Genomic DNA, 18,625 nt, shown 5'->3' on the forward strand with positions numbered 1-18,625 from the left:
CTAAAAACGCCCCCCGCCCCCTCAGAAACGGATAGATATCGCCTCGAATCCGGATAGATGCACCGCACAGAAAGGCTTTCAATCAGGTCGTGCCTAAAACTACAAAAAGGGTGTACCTGATGAACAGCACTAGAAGCATTGCGCAGTGGCAAGATTACATTCAGGGTTGCCTGGATTTTCGGCCGGCCGAAGGTATTTACCGCGTCGCCCGTGACATGTTCACAAAGCCGGAACTGTTCGACCTGGAGATGGAACTGATCTTCGAGAAGAACTGGATCTACGCCTGCCACGAGAGCGAAATCGCCAATCCCAATGATTTCCTGACGATGCGCGCAGGTCGTCAGCCGATGATCATCACCCGCGATGGAAGCAATCAGCTCCACGCGCTGATCAACGCTTGCCAGCACCGGGGCGCGACCCTGACTCGCGTCAGCAAAGGTAACCAATCTACCTTCACCTGTCCGTTCCACGCCTGGTGTTACAAAAGTGATGGCCGCCTGGTCAAGGTCAAGGCTCCGGGGGAATACCCGGAAGGTTTCGACAAAGCAACCCGCGGCCTGAAGAAGGCCCGGATCGAGAGCTACAAGGGCTTCGTCTTTATCAGCCTGGACGTCAATGGCAGCGACTCGTTGGAGGACTACCTCGGCGATGCCAAAGTGTTCTTCGACATGATGGTCGCGCAGTCTCCGACCGGCGAGCTGGAAGTACTGCCCGGCAAGTCGACCTACAGCTATGACGGCAACTGGAAACTGCAGCACGAAAACGGCCTGGATGGTTATCACGTCAGCACCGTGCACTACAACTACGTCTCCACGGTGCAGCATCGCCAGCAAGTCAATGCGGCCAAGGGCGGTGGTTCCGACACACTGGACTACAGCAAGTTGGGCGCCGGCGATGCCGAAACCGACGACGGCTGGTTCTCGTTCAAGAATGGCCACAGCCTCTTGTTCAGCGACATGCCCAACCCGACTGTACGCGCCGGGTATGCCAGCGTCATGCCGCGTCTGGTGAAGGAATACGGCCAGCAACAAGCCGAGTGGATGATGCATCGTCTACGCAATCTCAACATCTACCCAAGCCTGTTCTTCATGGATCAGATCAGCTCGCAGCTGCGTATCGTGCGCCCGGTGGCCTGGAACAAGACCGAGATCACCAGCCAGTGCATCGGCGTCAAGGGTGAGTCCGACGCGGATCTGGAAAACCGGATCCGCCAGTTCGAGGACTTCTTCAACGTTTCAGGCATGGGCACTCCCGACGACCTGGTGGAGTTTCGCGAAGCCCAACGCGGATTCCAGGCCCGCCTCGAGCGCTGGAACGAAGTATCCCGCGGCAGTGAAAAATGGGTCGAAGGCCCCACCCCGAACAGCGAGGTTCTGGGCATCAACCCGGTACTGACCGGCACCGAGTTCACGCATGAGGGGCTCTACATCAATCAGCACGGATCCTGGCAGCGCTTCCTTCTGCAAGGTCTTGCACAAAAAGCCCTGAAGTTGAAGGAGGTGTGAAATGAGCGCACTACAACATTCCGTCGAACAATTCCTCTACCGCAAAGCCGAGCTGTGTGATCAGCAGGATTGGGACGCCTACATCGCCCTGTTTGATGAACAGAGCGAATTCCACCTGCCGCAATGGGAGTCGGAGCATGTGTACACCACCGATCCCAAGCGCGGCATGTCGCTGATTTACTACTCGAACCGCTCCGGTCTGGAAGACCGGGTATTTCGTCTGCGCACAGGCAAGTCGGCGGCTTCAAACCCGATGCCGCGCACCTTGCATCAAATCAGCAATGTGCGAATCAAGGAGATCGATAACGGCTTGCTTGAAGTCAAGGCCGCCTGGGTCACGCTCTACACCCGGCAAGGGCTGTCCGAGCAGTTCTACGGCCATGTGACCTACCACCTCAAAGCGGTCGCCGACAGCTGGAAGATCACCCGCAAGCACATCGTGCTGCTCAACGACACGATCAACTCAGTGCTTGATTTCTATCACCTGTGAACTGTGGGGCACGCTGTCATGAACCATAAAGTCGCTTTCAGCTTCGCAGATGGCAAGACCTCGTTCTTCGAGGTCAAACCCAACGAACTGCTGCTCGACGCCGCGCTACGCAATGGCGTGAACATCCCGCTGGACTGTCGCGAAGGTGTCTGTGGCACTTGCCAGGGTCGCTGCGAATCAGGCCAATTCACTCAAGACTACGTCGATGAAGAGGCCCTTTCCGAACAGGATCTGGCGCAACGCAAAATGCTCTCTTGCCAGACCCGCGTGCAATCGGATGCGTCGTTCTATTTCGACTTCGATTCGAGCCTTTGCAACGCTGGCGCAACCCGGTTACTGCAAACGGTGATCACCGGTGTAGAACAGGTGTCGGCCACCACGGCGATCCTCCATCTGGACGCTAGTTACCACCAGCAGCAACTGGACTTTCTTCCGGGGCAATACGCTCGACTGCATGTACCGGGCACCAGTGAGTGGCGCTCCTACTCATTCGCCAACCGCCCCAATCCCACCAACCAATTGCAGTTTCTCATCAGGCTCCTGCCTGATGGCGTGATGAGCAACTTCATCCGTGAGCATTGCCGCCCCGGTCAAACACTCGAGCTCGAGGCCCCATTGGGGAGCTTTTATCTACGTCAGGTGACCAAGCCTCTCGTACTGGTGGCTGGAGGCACCGGCCTGTCGGCCTTCCTCGGGATGCTTGATAACATTGCAGAAAAAGGTGGCTGCGGGCACCCGATCCAGCTGTTCTATGGCGTCACGCAGGACAATGACCTGTGCGAAACCCAACGCCTGGCTGATTATCGCGACCGCATCGCCGACTTCGACTATCACCTTGTGGTTTCGAAACCCTCCGTGGATTGGCAAGGTAAAACCGGGTGGATTCCTGATCACTTCGACCGTCAGTCGTTCGAAGCCAACCCATTCGACATCTATCTGTGCGGTCCTCCGCCCATGGTCGACGCGATTAAAACCTGGTTCAACGATCAGAAGATCGAGCAGTTCCAGATGTATTACGAGAAGTTTATCGATAGCAATTCCAAACATTGAGCAACAGGGAAATATCCGGAGAGGCATCCAGATATTTCCCTGATTTTTTAATCTGCGAGGATTGGCGTGCACTAGACGCCATCATCCGCTGTCTTGTCTGTGACGATGAGGGGCTCGATTCCCCAGTCGCCAGACAAATACCAATCCTCTCCGAACATCTCGGCCGGATGCATCGTACGGTCGGAGCCATTGCCGCATGCCAGGGACTTGGCCGGACAATACCGGTCGCATCCCCAACAGATCCGTTCGGGGTGCTTGGGGTTGACGGGGAAGTTCTTGGCCATTTCGATCTCCGATCATTGAGAGATGTCCTTCCAACCTACAGCCTTTGTGCAAAACCATCCTTGATGGATATCAAGAATCGACATCGAGCGACTGCCCTCCCTATCGCGATCCTGGAGCTAAGCTTCTAACGGTTTAATTGATCAAAACTTGATAACAATCATTATTGTTCGCAGCAAAGCTTCCTAGACTCGGGTTCCTACTCGTCAGTGCCCAGGAAGACATTATGCGTACCCACCTCTCACTCGCCCTGCTCTTGCTCGTACCGCTGGCTCACGCAAAGGAATACCCGATCGGGGAACCACAGCTGTGTCAGGGACTGGAAGTCGGGGCGGTGTATCTGCAACCGATCGAGATGGCCCCGGCTGGCATGATGCGGGCTACTGTCGATTCTGATATTCACCTGGAAGCCGACATTCGGGCCACCGCGGACAATCGACAGGGCTTTCAGGAAGGCAGTTTCGTGCCTTACCTCAATGTCTCGTTCAACTTGAACAGAGCGGGTAACCCGGACGAAATCAAGGGCGACTTCCATGCCATGGTCGCCAATGACGGCCCGCACTATGGCGACAATGTGAAGCTGCTGGGGCCGGGCAAATATCGGCTGACGTTCACCGTGCTACCACCCACCGGTCACGGCTCCCTCGGGCGTCATACCGATAAGGAAACCGGTGTAGCGCCCTGGTTCGAACGCTGCGAACTGCACTACGAGTTCATCTACGCCGGCATCGGTAAAAAAGGCGGCTATTGAATGAAGCGCCTGCATCTTGCCTGGCTGATCGTGGCCGGAGCAGTTGCGCCGTTGACGGCGCATGCCGAGTTGCCGAGCTTTGAGCTGACCCTGCGCGATGGCCACTTCTCCCCTGCCTTGCTTGAAGTCCCGGCCGGACAGCGCTTCAAGATCGTCCTGAAAAATAGCGGTCAGGGGCCGGCCGAGTTCGAGAGCACGCCGTTGCGGGTTGAAAAGGTGCTGTCGCCGGGTGTGACAACCTTCGTCGTCATTCACCCGCTCAGGCCCGGCCACTATCCCTTTTTCGACGAGTTCAATCCGCAATTGCCCGAGGGCGGCATCCTCGCGAAATAACCTGTTAGCGCACGGAGCTTCCATGAATCAATCAATGTTCATCGTCTGGCGCGAAAGCGTCGAGGCGTTGCTGGTGATCGGCATTCTCCAGGCCTGGGCCAGCCAACAAGACCAACGTCATCGCTTGGTCAAATACCTGTGGGCGGGTGTGGTGCTGGGGTTAATGCTCTCGGGCCTGCTGGCGGTGTTGATTCTGTTTGCCGGTGAGGCCATGAGCGGGTCGGCCAGTGAATGGTTCCAGGCCGCACTCGCACTGTTTGCCAGCCTGTTAATGGTGCAAATGGTCGGCTGGATGCACCGTCACGGGCGCACCCTCAACCACGATTTGCGACGGCACGCCGATAGCCACCTGGCCCGCCAGGGAGGTGCAGGTCTATTACTGCTGGCCATGCTCGCGATCAGCCGCGAAGGCAGCGAAACGGTGGTATTTCTCTATGGCGCCGGCGCCCGGTTGCGAGGTCCGCAGCTCGGTTTGTTTGCCGTCGGCGGCGTGTTGGGGCTGGTGCTGTCCGCGCTGACCATTACGCTGCTGCACAGCAGTCGCCGCTTCATTTCATGGCAACGATTCTTTGCCATCAGCGAAGTCATCTTGCTCATGCTCGGCGCAGGGTTGCTGGTCAGCGGCACCGAGCGAATCGGTGGCCAACTGCTCGCCCTGGATGTGCCGGACGTGGTTTACAGCCTCGTAGGCGAAGCGCTTTGGGACAGCAGCGCGTGGCTGAGCGACAGCCATGGATTGGGTGGCTTTTTGGCCGGTTTTGTCGGTTATCGCGCAACGCCCAGCGGCATGACCTTACTGGTATGGGTCGGTTACTGGCTGGCCGTCAGCGCCTGGCTACGCCAACGGACTGCGGAGAAAGTCCCATGCCTGACCTGAGCCGGCGCAATCGATGGCTCCAGCGCCTGGGTGACGGGATGCGTCGCCATGCGTCCGTCATCCGAGTGCTGCAGTGGGCTGTCGTACTGTTTTACGCAGTGCTGTTGGTGACCCCGGCGCTGTTGCCGCTGCCGGACAGCCAGGCACGGATACTCGACAACCTGACCTTGCTCGCGCAGTTTTTATTCTGGGGGATCTGGTGGCCGTTCGTGTTGCTGTCGATGGTGCTCTTCGGTCGACTCTGGTGTGGCGTTCTGTGCCCGGAAGGTTCGCTCAGCGAATGGGCCAGCCATTACGGGAAAGGCCTGGGTGTGCCGCGTTGGTTGCGTTGGGGCGGCTGGCCCACATTGGCGTTCTGCCTGACGACCCTCTACGGCCAATTGATCAGCGTCTATGACTACGCCCAGGCCGCACTGTTGATTCTGGGTGGCTCGACCGTCGCAGCGGTCATCATCGGGTTGTTGTTTGCCCGGGGCAAGCGGGTCTGGTGCCGTTACCTGTGCCCGGTCAGCGGGGTTTTCGCCCTGCTCGCAAGGCTGGCCCCCGTGCACTTTCAGGTCGATGAGCAACGCTGGATAGAGAATGCCGCACCCCGCCTGCCACCCCCCAACTGCGCTCCCCTGCTCGATATTCGCCGCCTGCAAGGCGCCAGCGATTGCCACGCCTGCGGACGCTGCAGCGGGCAACGCGGCGCCGTGCAGCTGATCGCCCGCTCCAGCAATCAGGAGATTCTTCACGCAACCGCGCAGACGCTGTCTCCTTGGGATACACGCTTGCTGCTGTTCGGCGTGATCGGCTTGGCCATGGGCGCGTTTCAGTGGACGGTCAGCCCATGGTTTATCGCCCTCAAACAAACCCTGGCCCAGTGGCTGGTCGAACACGACCAGCTCTGGGCATTGCAGGACAACGCCCCCTGGTGGTTGCTCACCCATTACCCGCAACTCAACGACAGCTTCAGTTGGCTCGACGGCTTCAGCATTGTCGCTTACTTGAGTTTGAGTTCGATCATGCTCGGCACAGCGTTGATGCTGCTCCTGCGACTGACGGCTCGACTGGCGCGAGATCGCGCCCTGTATTGGCCTCTGGCGCTGACACTCACGCCTGTGGGTGGCGCCGGACTGTTTCTCGGGCTGTCGGCCACCACCGTCAAATTACTGCGTTATGAAGGTCTGCTGCTGGAGTGGGTACAACCCGCCAGGGCCTGCCTGCTATTGGCCGCCATCGGGTGGAGCCTGCTACTGGGTTGGAAACGGCTGAAACACGAAGGTATTCCCCTGGCTCGGCGCGTGTCGGGTGGCGTTTGCCTGTTCCTCGCCAATGGCCTGATCGGGTTTGGCTGGTGGTTGCAGTTCTGGGGCTGGGCTTGAGTTTCCCCAGCCCCCGTTACCCCCGCAGCACGAAGGCTGGGAACAACTCGCGCATGGCCTCCCACAACTCTGGCGACAAGGCTTGCGCCGAAATGCTCGGCAATAGCGGATCGAACATCCGCTCGGTACGGACCAGTTGCACGGCGAAGCGTTTGACGCCGAGCGCGCTCAAGCGTTTTGCCAGGATCAGCAGACGCGCCGGCTCGAACAGATGCCAATGCACGGTGGTGCGACATTCGTAGTCCACACCACTGGCCAGCAGATGCTCAAGGCTGCGCCAGTTAGCCGTTCCGCTGCCCTCGACCCGGGTGATGGCCAGGCAATCCTCGGGCAACGCCTTGACGTCGAAACCGACCCAATCCGCGCCAGTCAATGCCTTGGCGAAGGCGGCTGGCTTTATACCAGCGCTGTGCAAGCCGATGCGAAAGCCCATGTCCCGCACTTCATCCATGGCGCCGAGCAAGCCGTCTTGCAAGGTGGGCTCACCGCCGCTGAACACCACGGCATCGAGCAGGTCCTGACGACGTTGCAGAAACGCCAACACCCGCCGCCAATCCACTTCCTCACTGCCGCGAGGCGGAATCAGCTGCGGGTTATGACAGTAACGACAACGCCAGGCGCAACCCTGGCAAAACAGCACGCAGGCGAGCTGTCCCGGATAGTCGATAGTGGTCAGGGGCACCATGCCCCCAACCCGAAGCATTCGACTCATTGGCGCCCGGCCAGTGCCGCGCTTTCAGTGAAGTGCACCCGCTCGCGGTGCTCCGACTGTTTACCCGGATTGAACGCCGATACAGGACGGTGATAGCCCATCACCCGGGTCCAGATTTCGCAGCGTTGACGTTGAGCCTGGGGCAGTAGTTGCGATGCAGTCATGGTGAAGCTCCTTGCAGTTGAGTGGATCGAGATCAATGAACAGCGCCGGCTTTCTGCTCTTGCAGCAGCAGAACTTCGTCGCATTTGGGGCAGAACTCATGCTCGCCATCGAGGTAGCCGTGCACCGGGCAGATGGAGAACGTCGGGGTCACGGTCAGGTACGGCAGGCGGAAACGTCCAAGGGCCTTGCGCACCAGTTGCTTGCAGGCCTGGGTCGAGGAAATCCGCTCGGCCATGTACAGGTGCAAGACCGTGCCGCCGGTGTATTTGCATTGCAGTTCGTCTTGAAGTTCCAGTGCCTCGAAGGGGTCTTCGGTGTAGCCCACGGGCAGTTGCGAGGAGTTGGTGTAATACGGTGCCTGCGGGCTGCCGGCCTGGAGAATGTCCGGATAACGCTTGAGATCTTCCTTGGCGAAGCGGTAGGTGGTGCCCTCCGCCGGTGTCGCTTCCAGGTTGTAGAGATGACCGGTTTCTTCCTGGAAGCGCAGCAATGTAGCGCGCACATGGTCCAGCAGATTCAGGGCAAACTGCCGGCCATGTTCGGTGTGCATGCCCTCCTCGTCGCCAGTGAAATTGCGCAGCATTTCATGCAGGCCGTTGAGGCCGATGGTGGAAAAATGGTTACGCAAGGTGCCCAGGTAGCGCTTGGTGTAAGGGTACAAACCGGCATCCATGTGGTGCGCAATGACCTTGCGCTTGACCTCCAGGCTCTCCATCGCCAGCTCCATCAACGTGTCCAGGCGTCGCAACAATCCACTGGTGTTGCCCTTGAACACATAGCCCAGGCGAGCGCAGTTGATGGTTACCACGCCGAGCGATCCGGTCTGTTCCGCCGAACCGAACAAGCCACCGCCGCGCTTGAGCAACTCGCGCACATCGAGCTGCAACCGGCAGCACATCGAACGCACCTGATTGGGCTGCATGTCCGAGTTAAGGAAGTTCTGGAAGTACGGCAAACCGTACCGCGCCGTCATCTCGAACAGACGGTCGGCGTTTTCACTGTCCCATGGAAAGTCATGGGTGATGTTGTAGGTCGGGATCGGAAAGGTGAACACTCGCCCTTTCGCGTCGCCAGCCTGCATCACCTCGATGTACGCGCGGTTGAGCAGGTCCATTTCGACTTGCAGGTCACCATAGGCAAACGGCATCTCCTCACCGCCGATGACGGGTATCTGCTCACGCAAATCCTGCGGGCAAACCCAGTCGAAGGTCAGGTTGGTGAACGGCGTCTGGGTGCCCCAGCGTGACGGCACATTGAGGTTGTAGATGAACTCTTGAATCGCCTGGCGCACCTCCTGATAACTCAGCTGGTCCTTGCGCACGTAAGGCGCCAGGTAGGTGTCGAACGAGCTGAACGCCTGGGCGCCGGCCCATTCGTTTTGCAGGGTGCCGAGGAAATTCACCATTTGCCCCAGGGCACTACTCAAGTGCTTTGGCGGACCCGCTTCGACACGCCCCGGCACACCGTTGAGCCCTTCGTGCAACAGAGTGCGCAGCGACCAACCGGCACAGTAACCGGCGAGCATGTCGAGGTCGTGCACATGCAAATCCGCCTCGCGGTGGGCCTGGCCGATGGCCTCGCTGTACACCTCGTCCAGCCAGTAGTTGGCGGTGACCTTGCCCGACACGTTCAACACCAGCCCGCCCAGGGAGTAGCCCTGATTGGCGTTGGCCTGGACCCGCCAGTCTTCACGGTCCAGGTATTCGTTCATCGAGGTCGCTACCTCGACCATGGTCCGGCGGTCGCGGCGCAAACGTCCGTGCTGTTCGCGGTAGACGATGTAGGCGCGCATGGCGAAGAAGAAACCGGCATCCATCAACACCCGTTCGACCCGATCCTGGATCTGCTCGACGTGCAGTCTTGGCAGCCCTTCCAGCCGGGCCAGCACTGCCTGAAGCAACCCCTCAACCTCAACCTCGGTGTACTCCCCTGTCGCCTTGCCGGCGGCGATCAATGCCTGGCGGATCTTGTCCGCATCGAAGGCGACCAGACTGCCATCGCGTTTGTGCAAGCGGTTACATCCCACTGAGATCAGTGTGCTCTGCATTCGGCCTCCAGATACTACATATAGATATTTATATTCAAATAAACACAACATGCAGTGAAGACTACGGACAAAGTGCTGATCTGCAATTGATCGATATCAAGATTTGCCGGTGAAAAAAACCGCCCGAAGGCGGTGAAGGAAAAATCGGTGTGAACACTGTGGCGAGGGAGCTTGCTCCCGCTCGGCCGCGAAGCGGTCGCAATCCTGCAAGCTCGATTTGTCTGAATAATCGTGGTGCCTCATTTAGGGTTGCTTCGCAACCCAGCGGGAGCAAGCTCCCTCGCCACAGTGTTGTGTTTTACAGACCTGCTCAACCGCCACTCATGTTCATGAACCGCACAATCTGCACCTCCCCTTCGGGATTGAAGTCGTGGCGCAATGGCTTGCCGCGCAAGGCCTTTTGCACCGCATTGATCAGCGGCTGGTCGTCCAGCGGATAACGCCGCAGCAATCCACGCAAATCCAGCGCGTCGTCCTGGCCCAGACAGAGCAACAGCTTCCCTTCAACGGTCATCCGCACCCGGTTGCAGGTGCCGCAAAAGTTATGGCTGTTGGGTGAAATGAAACCGATCCGAGTCTCGGGATGGCGCTCCAGACGAACATAGCGCGCCGGCCCGCCGCTGTTTTCAGTGCTGTCGAGCAACCGGTGACCACTGGCGATCAGCGCCCGGACCTCATCGCTGGAACAAAACGATTCGCCCCGGGAACGCCCGACATCACCCAAGGGCATTTCCTCAATAAAACTGATGTCGATGCGCTGATCGATGGCGTACTGCACCAACGCCGGGACTTCATCGAAGTTGCGCCCCTTCATGACCACACAGTTGAGCTTGATCCTTTCAAACCCCGCGCCCCGTGCCGCTTCAATGCCGCCCAGCACCTGATCGAGATCGCCGTTGCGGGTGATCGCACGAAACTTCTGTCCGTCCAGACTATCGAGGCTGATGTTCATCCGCTTGACCCCAGCCTCCGCCAATGGCCGGGCCAGACGGCCCAGCTGCGAGCCGTTGCTGGTCATCACCAGCTCGCGCAAACCGGGCAATGCGGCGATGTTGCGGCACAGTTCGACAATGCCCGGACGAATCAGCGGCTCACCGCCGGTGAGGCGGATTTTGCGGACGCCCAACCCGACGAACAACGTTGCCAGGCGCTGCAATTCCTCCAGCGTCAGGACCTGCTGACGCGGCAGGAAGGTCATGTTTTTCGCCATGCAATACACACAACGAAAATCACAACGGTCCGTCACCGACATCCGCAGATAATCGATCTGCCGTCCAAAACCATCCTGCATCACAGCGTTCATCACATCTCCCGGTTTGTCTCGATGCTCACTGCACCAGCGGTGAGTCGGCGCCCTGCAAGTGGATGCCACGAATATCCGCCGCTCCGATCAGGGTTTGCAGGTACTGCACCAGCGCTTTTTGCCAGACGCCTTGCTGCAACTGCGTGCGGATCGCCGTCGACACCACTTCATAGGGCAACGGCATGCCTTCGATCCGCTGATCGACACTGACCACATGCCAGCCGTAGCGACTTTCCAGCGGTTTGCTGGCCAGGCCCGGCGCCAGAGTGAACAGCTGACGTTCCAGTTCGGGCACGGTCTGGCCCTTGCTGATCTGCCCCAGAGAACCGCCTTGAGCCTTCGACGGGCAGGCCGAATATTTCACCGCCAGCTCGGCGAAACTGCCGGGAAAATCCGCCAGCCGCTGCAACAGGATTTCGGCCTGGACATGCGCCAGCGCACGGGCCTCGGCGTCGTCCGGTGCGCATTCGAGCAGGATGTGCCGCACCGCCAATAACGGTGCGCTGTGGAAGCGTCCGCGATTGTTTTCGTAGTAGCGCAGACTGGTTTGCTCGTCGCACTGCGGCACGTTTACCTCGCGCTCAAGCAACAAGCGCGTGGCCGCTTCTTCTGCGTTCTCGCCAGGGCCAATCTCCAGCGACAGGCCGAGTTCGGCAATACGCTGCTGCAACAACTCGCGAATCACCAGCGCCCGGGCCGCCAGGAATACCACTTCCTCGCGGCTCTCGGCCGGATGATATTGCAGCTCCTGGGCCATTGCTTCCGGGGTGATCGACACCTGGTTGACGCTGATGATCGGCCACTCCTGCTCGCTGCTGGCGATCAACTGCGCCGGGGCCTCCTCGACAACCGCCGGCTCGACCGGCAGTGCTTCGAACTGCGCGATGTCGACAACGTCCGGCACCGCAGCCTCTGTTTGTCTGGAAGAGCCGCAGCCACCGCTGCCGCCGTTACCACCACCACATCCACATCCACCTGACATGATTGTCTCCTCAGATTTTCTGCCGAACGATTTGATAACGGCGTCCCAGGTACCAGACCGGTGCACTGACGATGTGCACGAGACGGGTGAAGGGGAACAGCACGAACAGGGTCAGACCGAGAAACACGTGCAGCTTGTAGATCAGCCCGACCGGTGCAATGGACGCCGCCGCTTCCATCGGCTGCAACAGCACGGTGTTCTGCGCCCAGTTGGCGAGCATCACCATCACCGAACCCTCCATGTGGCCGGTGGACGCGACGATCGTCAGCAGGCCCAGCAGCAACTGCGCCAGCAGCACCAGCAGAATCAGGATGTCCGAAGGGCTGGAAGTGGCACGTACCCGAGGATCGGTCAGCCGCCGCTTGACCAGCATCAGCAGGCCGATCAGGCACAACAGGCCGAAGAACCCACCGGACACCATCGCCAGCAACTGCTTGTTCTCAGTGCTGATCACATGGTGATAAACCGACGCTGGGGTCAGCAGGCCGACAAAATGCCCGGCCAGCACGAACAGCACACCGATGTGAAACAAGTTGCTCGCCACGCGCATGCCGCTCTGGTTGAGCATCTGGCTGGAGCCAGCCTTCCAGGTGTACTGCGACAGGTCAAAACGTGCCCAACTGCCAATCAGGCAAATCATCAGGGCCACATAGGGATAGATCCCGAACAACAACAGGTTCCATTTAGACATTACCCACCTCCTGGGCCGGCACGGCGGCCGGCCCTTCATGCTGAAAATCCACCCAGTGCAACGGCACCGCGCTTTCTTCCCGGGCCTTGCCCGGTGCGCTTGGCAGTGAGCCGCAGCGCTCCTGTTGTTCGGCCTTGAGGAAGTCCACGGCCTCCTCTTCCCAGATCTTGTCGAGGGCTTCGAGGGAGTCGTCGCGCACCTCGGCGGCGACCTGCTCACGCAGATTGGCCACGGCCTGATGGGGCTCGGCCCCGGCAATCTGCAGCAGTGCCCGGAAGCAACTGGCATAGGCGCTTTCACGTTCCTCCAGACGCGCCGCGAGCAAGGCCAGCAAGTGCGAAACATCCGCCAGGCCCTCGCGGGCCTCGAGGTCTTCGCGGGTGGACAGGAACTCCAGGTACAGCGGGATATAGTCCGGCAGCTCCTTGACACCGATGGCAAAACCGGCGGCTTCGTATTGCGCCATCATGTCGACCATGGCCTGGCCACGGTCGCGGGATTCGCCATGGACATGCTCGAACAGCAGCAGCGACAGCGAGCGCCCCCGGCCGAACAGCGCACCGTAGTGCTCCTGCCCGTCCATCAGGTCATTGGCGCAGATCAGCTCCAGCAATTCGAACAACGCACCGCGCTGTTTAGGGCTGATTTCCCGTGACTGGATAATCGCCTGCTCCAGCTCGTCGCGCCCGGCAATCAAGGTTTGGGTCGGGTAGTCGAGCAGCAGCGAAATCACTTTGAGAATTTGCATGCTCAGTCCTCCCACAACTGGACGGTTTTCAAAACGTCGCGGCGGTTGGCTTTCTTCGCCCCGAACATATTGGTGTCGGAGCTGCCGCTGCAGCCGCTGCCGAAGCTGAAGCCGCAACCCGAACGTTCGGCAAAGGCGTCGCTCATGGCGTCTTCACGGTGGGCACTCGGGACCACAAAGCGGTCTTCGTAGTTGGCGATCGCCAGGTAGCGATACATCTCCTCGACCTGTGTCACGTTCAAGCCGACATCCTTGAGCACTTGCAGGTCCTGAACGCCATCGACTTGCTCGGAACGTTTGTAGGCGCGCATCGCCAGCAAGCGTTTAAGCGCACGCTTGACCGGTTTTTCGTCGCCGGCGGTCAGCAGGTTGGCCAGGTAGCGCAACGGAATGCGCAGGCTGTCGACATCAGGGATCACCCCGTTCATGCCGACGGTGCCCGCCTCGGCCGCGTTCTGGATCGGCGACAGTGGCGGTACGTACCAGACCATTGGCAAGGTGCGGTATTCCGGGTGCAACGGCAGTGCGAGTTTCCAGTCCACGGCCATTTTGTAGACCGGCGAACGCTGGGCGGAATCAATCACCGACTGCGGTACGCCATCGGCCAGGGCCTGGCGAATCACTGCCGGGTCATTCGGATCAAGGAAGATCTCCAGTTGTTTCTCGTACAGGTCTTGCTCATTGGCGGTGCTCGCCACTTCGCTGATGCGGTCGGCGTCATACAGCAGCACACCGAGGTAACGGATACGCCCGACACAGGTTTCGGCGCAAACAGTCGGCATCCCGGCTTCGATACGCGGGTAGCAGAAGATGCACTTCTCGGACTTGCCGCTTTTCCAGTTGAAATAGATTTTCTTGTACGGGCAGCCGCTGATGCACATCCGCCAGCCACGGCATTTTTCCTGGTCGATCAGCACAATGCCGTCTTCTTCACGCTTGTAGATCGCGCCGCTCGGGCACGACGCCGCGCACGCCGGGTTGAGGCAGTGCTCGCACAGGCGCGGCAGGTACATCATGAAAGTGTTTTCGTACTCGCCGTAGATGTCCGCCTGGATCTTGTCGAAGTTCTTGTCCTTGCGACGCTTGGCGAATTCGGTGCCGAGGATTTCTTCCCAGTTCGGGCCCCACTCGATTTTCTCCATGCGCTTGCCGGAGATCAGCGAGCGCGGACGCGCAACCGGTTGATGCTCGCCCAGCGGTGCGGTGTGCAGGTGCTGGTAATCGAAGTCGAACGGCTCGTAGTAGTCGTCCAGGCTCGGCAGGTCCGGGTTGGCGAAAATGTTTGCCAGCACGCGGAATTTACCGCCGATGCGCGGATTGATCGAACCATTGGCATTGCGGATCCAGCCGCCCTTCCACTTGTCCTGGTTTTCCCATTCTTTCGGGTAGCCGATGCCGGGTTTGGTTTCAACGTTGTTGAACCAGGCGTATTCCATGCCTTCGCGGCTGGTCCAGACGTTTTTGCAAGTGATCGAGCAAGTGTGGCAGCCGATGCATTTGTCCAGGTTCAGGACCATGCCGATTTGTGAGCGAATCTTCATCTCAGTTCTCCTCGATGTCGGTCGGCAGTGGACGCGGCAAGGCATCGCCGTCTGTGCCATCGAGCCAGTCAACTTTGGACATTTTGCGCACCACGACAAACTCGTCGCGGTTGCAACCGACGGTGCCGTAGTAGTTGAAACCGTAGGCCTGCTGGGCATAGCCGCCGATCATGTGGGTCGGCTTGAGCACCACGCGGGTCACCGAGTTGTGGTGGCCGCCACGGGTCTTGGTAGTTTCCGAACCAGGCACGTTCACGATCCGTTCCTGGGCGTGGTACATGATCACCATGCCGTCCTTGACCCGCTGGCTGACCACCGCTCGTGCGGTCAATGCACCGTTGGCGTTGAAGCACTCGACCCAGTCGTTGTCCTCGATGTTCGCGCTCTTGGCGTCGTTCTCCGAGAGCCAGACAATCGGGCCGCCACGGCTCAAGGTCAGCATCAGCAGGTTGTCGGTGTAGGTACTGTGGATACCCCATTTCTGGTGCGGGGTGATCCAGTTCAGGACGATTTCAGTCTCGCCATTGCTACGCTTGCCTTTCACCCCGGCGATGGTCCGGGTGTTGACCGGTGGCCGGTAGTTCATGAACTGCTCGCCGAACGCCTGCATCCACGGGTGATCCTGGTAGAACTGCTGGCGACCGGTGATGGTGCGCCATGGGATGTCTTCATGGACGTTGGTGTAGCCGGCGTTGTAGCTGACGTGTTCGTCCTCGAGCCCCGACCAGGTCGGGCTGGAAATGATCTTGCGCGGCTGCGCCTGAATGTCGCGGAAACGAATCGCCTCGTGGGCCTTGGACAACGCCAGGTGGCTGTGGTCGATGCCGGTGAATTCCGACAGCGCAGCCCAGGCCTTGACCGCCACATGGCCGTTGGTTTCCGGGGCCAGGGACAGGATCACTTCTGCGGCATCGATGGCCGTGTCGATTTTCGGCCGACCCTGACTGATACCGGCAGCGGTTTCGTGATGGTTGAGCTCGCCAAGGAATTTCACTTCCTTGTCGGTGTTCCAGTTGATGCCCTTGCCGCCGTTGCCGTGTTTCTCCAGCAATGGACCCAGCGAAGTGAACTGCTTGTAGATGTTGGTGTAATCACGCTCTACCACTTGCAGGTTCGGTGCGTTCTTGCCCGGCACCGGGGCCACGCCGGCGGTTTTCCAGTCGGTGCCGCCAAACGGTTGGGCCAGTTCGCCCACGCTGTCGTGCATCAACGGCACGGTCACCAGGTCCTTCTCGACGCCCAGGTGCCCTTCGGACATGGCGGAAAACGCCTTGGCGATGCCTTTGTAGATCTCCCAGTCGGAACGCGATTCCCACGCCGGGTCGATCGCAGCCGACAACGGGTGAATGAACGGGTGCATGTCCGAGGTGTTCATGTCGTCTTTTTCGTACCAGGTTGCGGTCGGCAACACGATGTCGGAATAGACGCAGGTCGAGGACATGCGGAAGTCCAGGGTGGTGACCAGATCGAGCTTGCCGATCGCGCCCTCGTCCACCCATTCGGCTTCTTCGGGCTTGCAATCGCCGACCTGGCCGATGTCTTCGTTCATCACCCCGTTTTTGGTGCCGAGCAGATACTTGAGCATGTACTCGTGGCCCTTGCCCGAGGAGCCCAGCAGGTTGGAACGCCAGATGAACATGTTGCGCGGGAAGTTCACCGGGCTGTCCGGCTGTTCGCAGGCAAAACGTAGCGAACCGTCCTGCCATGACTTGACCACGTAGTCTTTGGGGTCCATGCCGGCGGCAGCGGCATCGCGGCAGATGTTCAGCGGGTTGGTGTTGAGTTGCGGAGCGCTTGGCAACCAGCCGGCGCGTTCGGCGCGGATGTTGTAGTCCAGCGCATGTTCGGGGAATTGCGACTTGTCGGCCAATGGCGAGAGCACATCGTGCATGCTCATTTTTTCGTGGCGCCATTGCGAACTGTGCGCGTAGAAGAAGCTGGTGCCGTTCATCTGCCGTGGCGGACGGTTCCAGTCCAGGCCGAACGCCAGCGGCAGCCAGCCGCACTGCGGACGGAGTTTTTCCTGCCCGACGTAGTGCGCCCAACCACCACCGGTCTGACCGACACACCCGCAGAGCATGAGCATGTTGATCAGCCCGCGGTAGTTCATGTCCATGTGGTACCAGTGGTTCATCGCCGCGCCAACGATGATCATCGAGCGGCCACGGGTCTTGTCGGCGTTATCGGCGAACTCACGGGCGATCTGAATCGCTTTCTCGCGGCTCACGCCGGTGATCTGCTCCTGCCAGGCCGGGGTGCCGGGTACGCTTGCGTCGTTGTAATCCTTGGCAACGTTGGCACCACCCAGGCCACGGTCGATCGCCAGGTTGGCGGCCGACAGGTCGAACACGGTAGCCACCTTGGCCACGCTGCCGTCCGCCAGCACCACGCTGTGCACCGGCACACGGCGGTATTGCACGGCATCGCCGGCCACGTGCTGGAAGTGTTCTTGCGATTCACCGGCAAAGTACGGGAACGCCACTTCGGCGACGTCTTCACCGATCAGGCTGAGTTTCAGGTCGATCTCACGACCTTCGCCGCCCTCGCGAGGCAGGATGTTCCACTTGCCCTTCTCACCCCAGCGATAACCGATGGAGCCCTGCGGCGACACCAGCTCGCCGTTGGCATCCAGGGCGATGGTTTTCCATTCCGGGTTGTTGTCCTGACCGAGGTTGTCGGTAAGGTCCGAGGCGCGCAAGAAACGGTCCGGCTGATAACCGGCGCCCGGTGCCTTGTCGACCATTTGCTTGAGCAGTACCAGCACCGGCAAGTCGGTGAAGCGCTTGGCGTAGTCGGTGAAATAAGCGCTCGGCTTGTCCAGGTGGAACTCTTTGAAGATCACATGGTTGAACGCCTGGGCCAGCGCCGCATCGGTGCCCTGCTTGGGGTTGAGCCACAGGTCGGTGAGCTTGGCGACTTCCGAGTAGTCCGGGGTGATCGCCACGGTCTTGGTGCCCTTGTAGCGAACTTCGGTGAAGAAGTGCGCGTCGGGGGTACGGGTCTGCGGAACGTTGGAGCCCCAGGCAATGATGTAGTTGGAGTTGTACCAGTCGGCCGATTCCGGCACGTCGGTCTGCTCGCCCCACACCATCGGCGAGGCTGGAGGCAAGTCGCAGTACCAGTCGTAGAAGCTCAGGCAAGCGCCACCGATCAGCGACAGGTAACGCGCGCCAGCGGCGTAGCTGACCATCGACATCGCAGGGATTGGCGAGAAGCCGACGACCCGGTCGGGGCCGTACGTCTTGATGGTGTAGACGTTGGACGCGGCGATGATCTCGTTGACTTCATCCCAGCTCGAACGAATGAAGCCCCCCATGCCGCGCTTGCTTTTATAGGAGTCGGCCTTGGCCTTGTTCTCGACGATGCTGGCCCAGGCTTCCACCGGCGCCATGGTCTGCCGCGCCTCTCGCCAGAGCTTGAGCAACGGCTTGCGGATTTTCGGATACTTGAGGCGGTTGGCGCTGTAGATGTACCAGCTGTAACTGGCGCCACGCGGGCAACCACGGGGCTCATGGTTTGGCAGATCGTTGCGGGTACGCGGGTAGTCGGTCTGCTGGGTTTCCCAGGTGATCAGGCCGTTCTTGACGTAGATTTTCCACGAGCAGGAGCCGGTGCAGTTCACCCCGTGGGTGGAACGCACGATCTTGTCGTACTGCCAGCGCGAACGGTAGACGTTCTCCCAGTCGCGAGACTCTTTGCGAGTCTCTCCATGACCATCGGAAAACTCGTTTTGCTTGCGATTGAAAAACCGCAGTTGATCCAGTAAATGACTCACGGTGTG

The 18,625-nt window shown here is 59.7% G+C and carries 17 protein-coding genes; 7 read left to right on the forward strand and 10 right to left on the reverse strand.

What is annotated here, in order from left to right:
- The first annotated feature begins 119 nt into the window (after positions 1 to 119).
- Genes antA through antC form a run of 3 tightly spaced genes read left to right on the forward strand, consistent with a single transcriptional unit; the run spans position 120 to position 3,045 of the window.
- A complete protein-coding gene (gene antA, locus ACCC96_RS11885) occupies positions 120 to 1,505 on the forward strand; it encodes an anthranilate 1,2-dioxygenase large subunit (protein WP_413695898.1) in 1,386 nt (461 codons plus the stop codon).
- A 1-nt stretch (position 1,506) separates the two neighbouring features.
- Positions 1,507 to 1,995, forward strand: coding sequence for an anthranilate 1,2-dioxygenase small subunit (gene antB / locus ACCC96_RS11890; RefSeq protein WP_096480379.1), 489 nt, complete (start codon positions 1,507 to 1,509; stop codon positions 1,993 to 1,995).
- An 18-nt stretch (positions 1,996 to 2,013) separates the two neighbouring features.
- Positions 2,014 to 3,045: an anthranilate 1,2-dioxygenase electron transfer component AntC gene (gene antC, locus ACCC96_RS11895; RefSeq protein ID WP_413695899.1), complete on the forward strand. Its 1,032-nt coding sequence runs from the start codon at positions 2,014 to 2,016 to the stop codon at positions 3,043 to 3,045.
- A gap of 71 nt (positions 3,046 to 3,116) precedes the next feature.
- On the opposite strand, the gene ACCC96_RS11900 is transcribed toward antC, so the two are convergent.
- Entirely contained in the window at positions 3,117 to 3,329 is a 213-nt protein-coding gene (locus tag ACCC96_RS11900) for a DUF3079 domain-containing protein (protein ID WP_018927823.1), read from the reverse strand.
- A 224-nt stretch (positions 3,330 to 3,553) separates the two neighbouring features.
- On the opposite strand from ACCC96_RS11900, the gene ACCC96_RS11905 reads away from it, so the two are divergent.
- The 4 genes from ACCC96_RS11905 to ACCC96_RS11920 are packed head-to-tail and all read left to right on the forward strand — an operon-like array spanning position 3,554 to position 6,655.
- Complete coding sequence (locus tag ACCC96_RS11905) at positions 3,554 to 4,078, forward strand: iron transporter (protein ID WP_413695900.1); 525 nt, start codon at positions 3,554 to 3,556, stop codon at positions 4,076 to 4,078.
- On the forward strand, positions 4,079 to 4,411 hold the full coding sequence (locus tag ACCC96_RS11910) for a cupredoxin domain-containing protein (RefSeq protein ID WP_413695901.1): 333 nt from the start codon (positions 4,079 to 4,081) through the stop codon (positions 4,409 to 4,411).
- Positions 4,412 to 4,433: 22 nt separating this feature from the next.
- Positions 4,434 to 5,288, forward strand: a complete 855-nt coding sequence (locus tag ACCC96_RS11915) for an FTR1 family iron permease (protein ID WP_413695902.1) — start codon at positions 4,434 to 4,436, stop codon at positions 5,286 to 5,288.
- Positions 5,276 to 6,655 (forward strand): 4Fe-4S binding protein, encoded by a 1,380-nt coding sequence (locus tag ACCC96_RS11920; protein ID WP_413695903.1) that lies wholly within the window; start codon positions 5,276 to 5,278, stop codon positions 6,653 to 6,655. The genes ACCC96_RS11915 and ACCC96_RS11920 overlap by 13 nt, the downstream gene beginning before the upstream one ends.
- 16 nt (positions 6,656 to 6,671) lie before the next feature.
- On the opposite strand, the gene ACCC96_RS11925 is transcribed toward ACCC96_RS11920, so the two are convergent.
- From ACCC96_RS11925 to ACCC96_RS11965, 9 genes are all read right to left on the reverse strand, one after another.
- Positions 6,672 to 7,367, reverse strand: a complete 696-nt coding sequence (locus ACCC96_RS11925) for an anaerobic ribonucleoside-triphosphate reductase activating protein (protein ID WP_258673713.1) — start codon at positions 7,365 to 7,367, stop codon at positions 6,672 to 6,674.
- Positions 7,364 to 7,531: an anaerobic ribonucleoside-triphosphate reductase gene (gene nrdD / locus ACCC96_RS11930; protein WP_019649052.1), complete on the reverse strand. Its 168-nt coding sequence runs from the start codon at positions 7,529 to 7,531 to the stop codon at positions 7,364 to 7,366. Before nrdD ends, ACCC96_RS11925 begins: the two co-directional genes overlap by 4 nt.
- A gap of 32 nt (positions 7,532 to 7,563) precedes the next feature.
- Entirely contained in the window at positions 7,564 to 9,579 is a 2,016-nt protein-coding gene (locus tag ACCC96_RS11935; RefSeq protein ID WP_413695904.1) for a ribonucleoside triphosphate reductase, read from the reverse strand.
- A gap of 310 nt (positions 9,580 to 9,889) precedes the next feature.
- Positions 9,890 to 10,882 carry a GTP 3',8-cyclase MoaA gene (gene moaA, locus ACCC96_RS11940; protein WP_413695905.1) on the reverse strand — a complete coding sequence of 331 codons (993 nt, stop codon included), beginning with the start codon at positions 10,880 to 10,882 and terminating at the stop codon, positions 9,890 to 9,892.
- Positions 10,883 to 10,907: 25 nt separating this feature from the next.
- Positions 10,908 to 11,864, reverse strand: coding sequence for a peptidylprolyl isomerase (locus ACCC96_RS11945; protein WP_413695906.1), 957 nt, complete (start codon positions 11,862 to 11,864; stop codon positions 10,908 to 10,910).
- 10 nt (positions 11,865 to 11,874) lie between these two features.
- Entirely contained in the window at positions 11,875 to 12,555 is a 681-nt protein-coding gene (gene narI, locus ACCC96_RS11950) for a respiratory nitrate reductase subunit gamma (protein WP_413695907.1), read from the reverse strand.
- Positions 12,548 to 13,303: a nitrate reductase molybdenum cofactor assembly chaperone gene (gene narJ, locus ACCC96_RS11955; protein ID WP_019649057.1), complete on the reverse strand. Its 756-nt coding sequence runs from the start codon at positions 13,301 to 13,303 to the stop codon at positions 12,548 to 12,550. The genes narI and narJ overlap by 8 nt, the downstream gene beginning before the upstream one ends.
- A 2-nt stretch (positions 13,304 to 13,305) precedes the next feature.
- A complete protein-coding gene (gene narH, locus ACCC96_RS11960) occupies positions 13,306 to 14,844 on the reverse strand; it encodes a nitrate reductase subunit beta (RefSeq protein ID WP_019649058.1) in 1,539 nt (512 codons plus the stop codon).
- Between the two features lies 1 nt (position 14,845).
- Complete coding sequence (locus tag ACCC96_RS11965; protein WP_019649059.1) at positions 14,846 to 18,619, reverse strand: nitrate reductase subunit alpha; 3,774 nt, start codon at positions 18,617 to 18,619, stop codon at positions 14,846 to 14,848.
- Between the last annotated feature and the right edge of the window lie 6 nt (positions 18,620 to 18,625).

The organism is Pseudomonas sp. Pseusp11 (assembly GCF_047304405.1).
Lineage (GTDB): Bacteria > Pseudomonadota > Gammaproteobacteria > Pseudomonadales > Pseudomonadaceae > Aquipseudomonas.

What these genes read in the sequence shown, in the direction of transcription:
- antA (WP_413695898.1), top strand. Translation starts at nt 120, where the DNA reads ATGAACAGCACTAGAAGCATTGCGCAGTGGCAAGATTACATTCAGGGT.
- antB (WP_096480379.1), top strand. Translation starts at nt 1,507, where the DNA reads ATGAGCGCACTACAACATTCCGTCGAACAATTCCTCTACCGCAAAGCC.
- antC (WP_413695899.1), top strand. Translation starts at nt 2,014, where the DNA reads ATGAACCATAAAGTCGCTTTCAGCTTCGCAGATGGCAAGACCTCGTTC.
- ACCC96_RS11900 (WP_018927823.1), bottom strand. Translation starts at nt 3,329, where the DNA reads ATGGCCAAGAACTTCCCCGTCAACCCCAAGCACCCCGAACGGATCTGT.
- ACCC96_RS11905 (WP_413695900.1), top strand. Translation starts at nt 3,554, where the DNA reads ATGCGTACCCACCTCTCACTCGCCCTGCTCTTGCTCGTACCGCTGGCT.
- ACCC96_RS11910 (WP_413695901.1), top strand. Translation starts at nt 4,079, where the DNA reads ATGAAGCGCCTGCATCTTGCCTGGCTGATCGTGGCCGGAGCAGTTGCG.
- ACCC96_RS11915 (WP_413695902.1), top strand. Translation starts at nt 4,434, where the DNA reads ATGAATCAATCAATGTTCATCGTCTGGCGCGAAAGCGTCGAGGCGTTG.
- ACCC96_RS11920 (WP_413695903.1), top strand. Translation starts at nt 5,276, where the DNA reads ATGCCTGACCTGAGCCGGCGCAATCGATGGCTCCAGCGCCTGGGTGAC.
- ACCC96_RS11925 (WP_258673713.1), bottom strand. Translation starts at nt 7,367, where the DNA reads ATGAGTCGAATGCTTCGGGTTGGGGGCATGGTGCCCCTGACCACTATC.
- nrdD (WP_019649052.1), bottom strand. Translation starts at nt 7,531, where the DNA reads ATGACTGCATCGCAACTACTGCCCCAGGCTCAACGTCAACGCTGCGAA.
- ACCC96_RS11935 (WP_413695904.1), bottom strand. Translation starts at nt 9,579, where the DNA reads ATGCAGAGCACACTGATCTCAGTGGGATGTAACCGCTTGCACAAACGC.
- moaA (WP_413695905.1), bottom strand. Translation starts at nt 10,882, where the DNA reads ATGAACGCTGTGATGCAGGATGGTTTTGGACGGCAGATCGATTATCTG.
- ACCC96_RS11945 (WP_413695906.1), bottom strand. Translation starts at nt 11,864, where the DNA reads ATGTCAGGTGGATGTGGATGTGGTGGTGGTAACGGCGGCAGCGGTGGC.
- narI (WP_413695907.1), bottom strand. Translation starts at nt 12,555, where the DNA reads ATGTCTAAATGGAACCTGTTGTTGTTCGGGATCTATCCCTATGTGGCC.
- narJ (WP_019649057.1), bottom strand. Translation starts at nt 13,303, where the DNA reads ATGCAAATTCTCAAAGTGATTTCGCTGCTGCTCGACTACCCGACCCAA.
- narH (WP_019649058.1), bottom strand. Translation starts at nt 14,844, where the DNA reads ATGAAGATTCGCTCACAAATCGGCATGGTCCTGAACCTGGACAAATGC.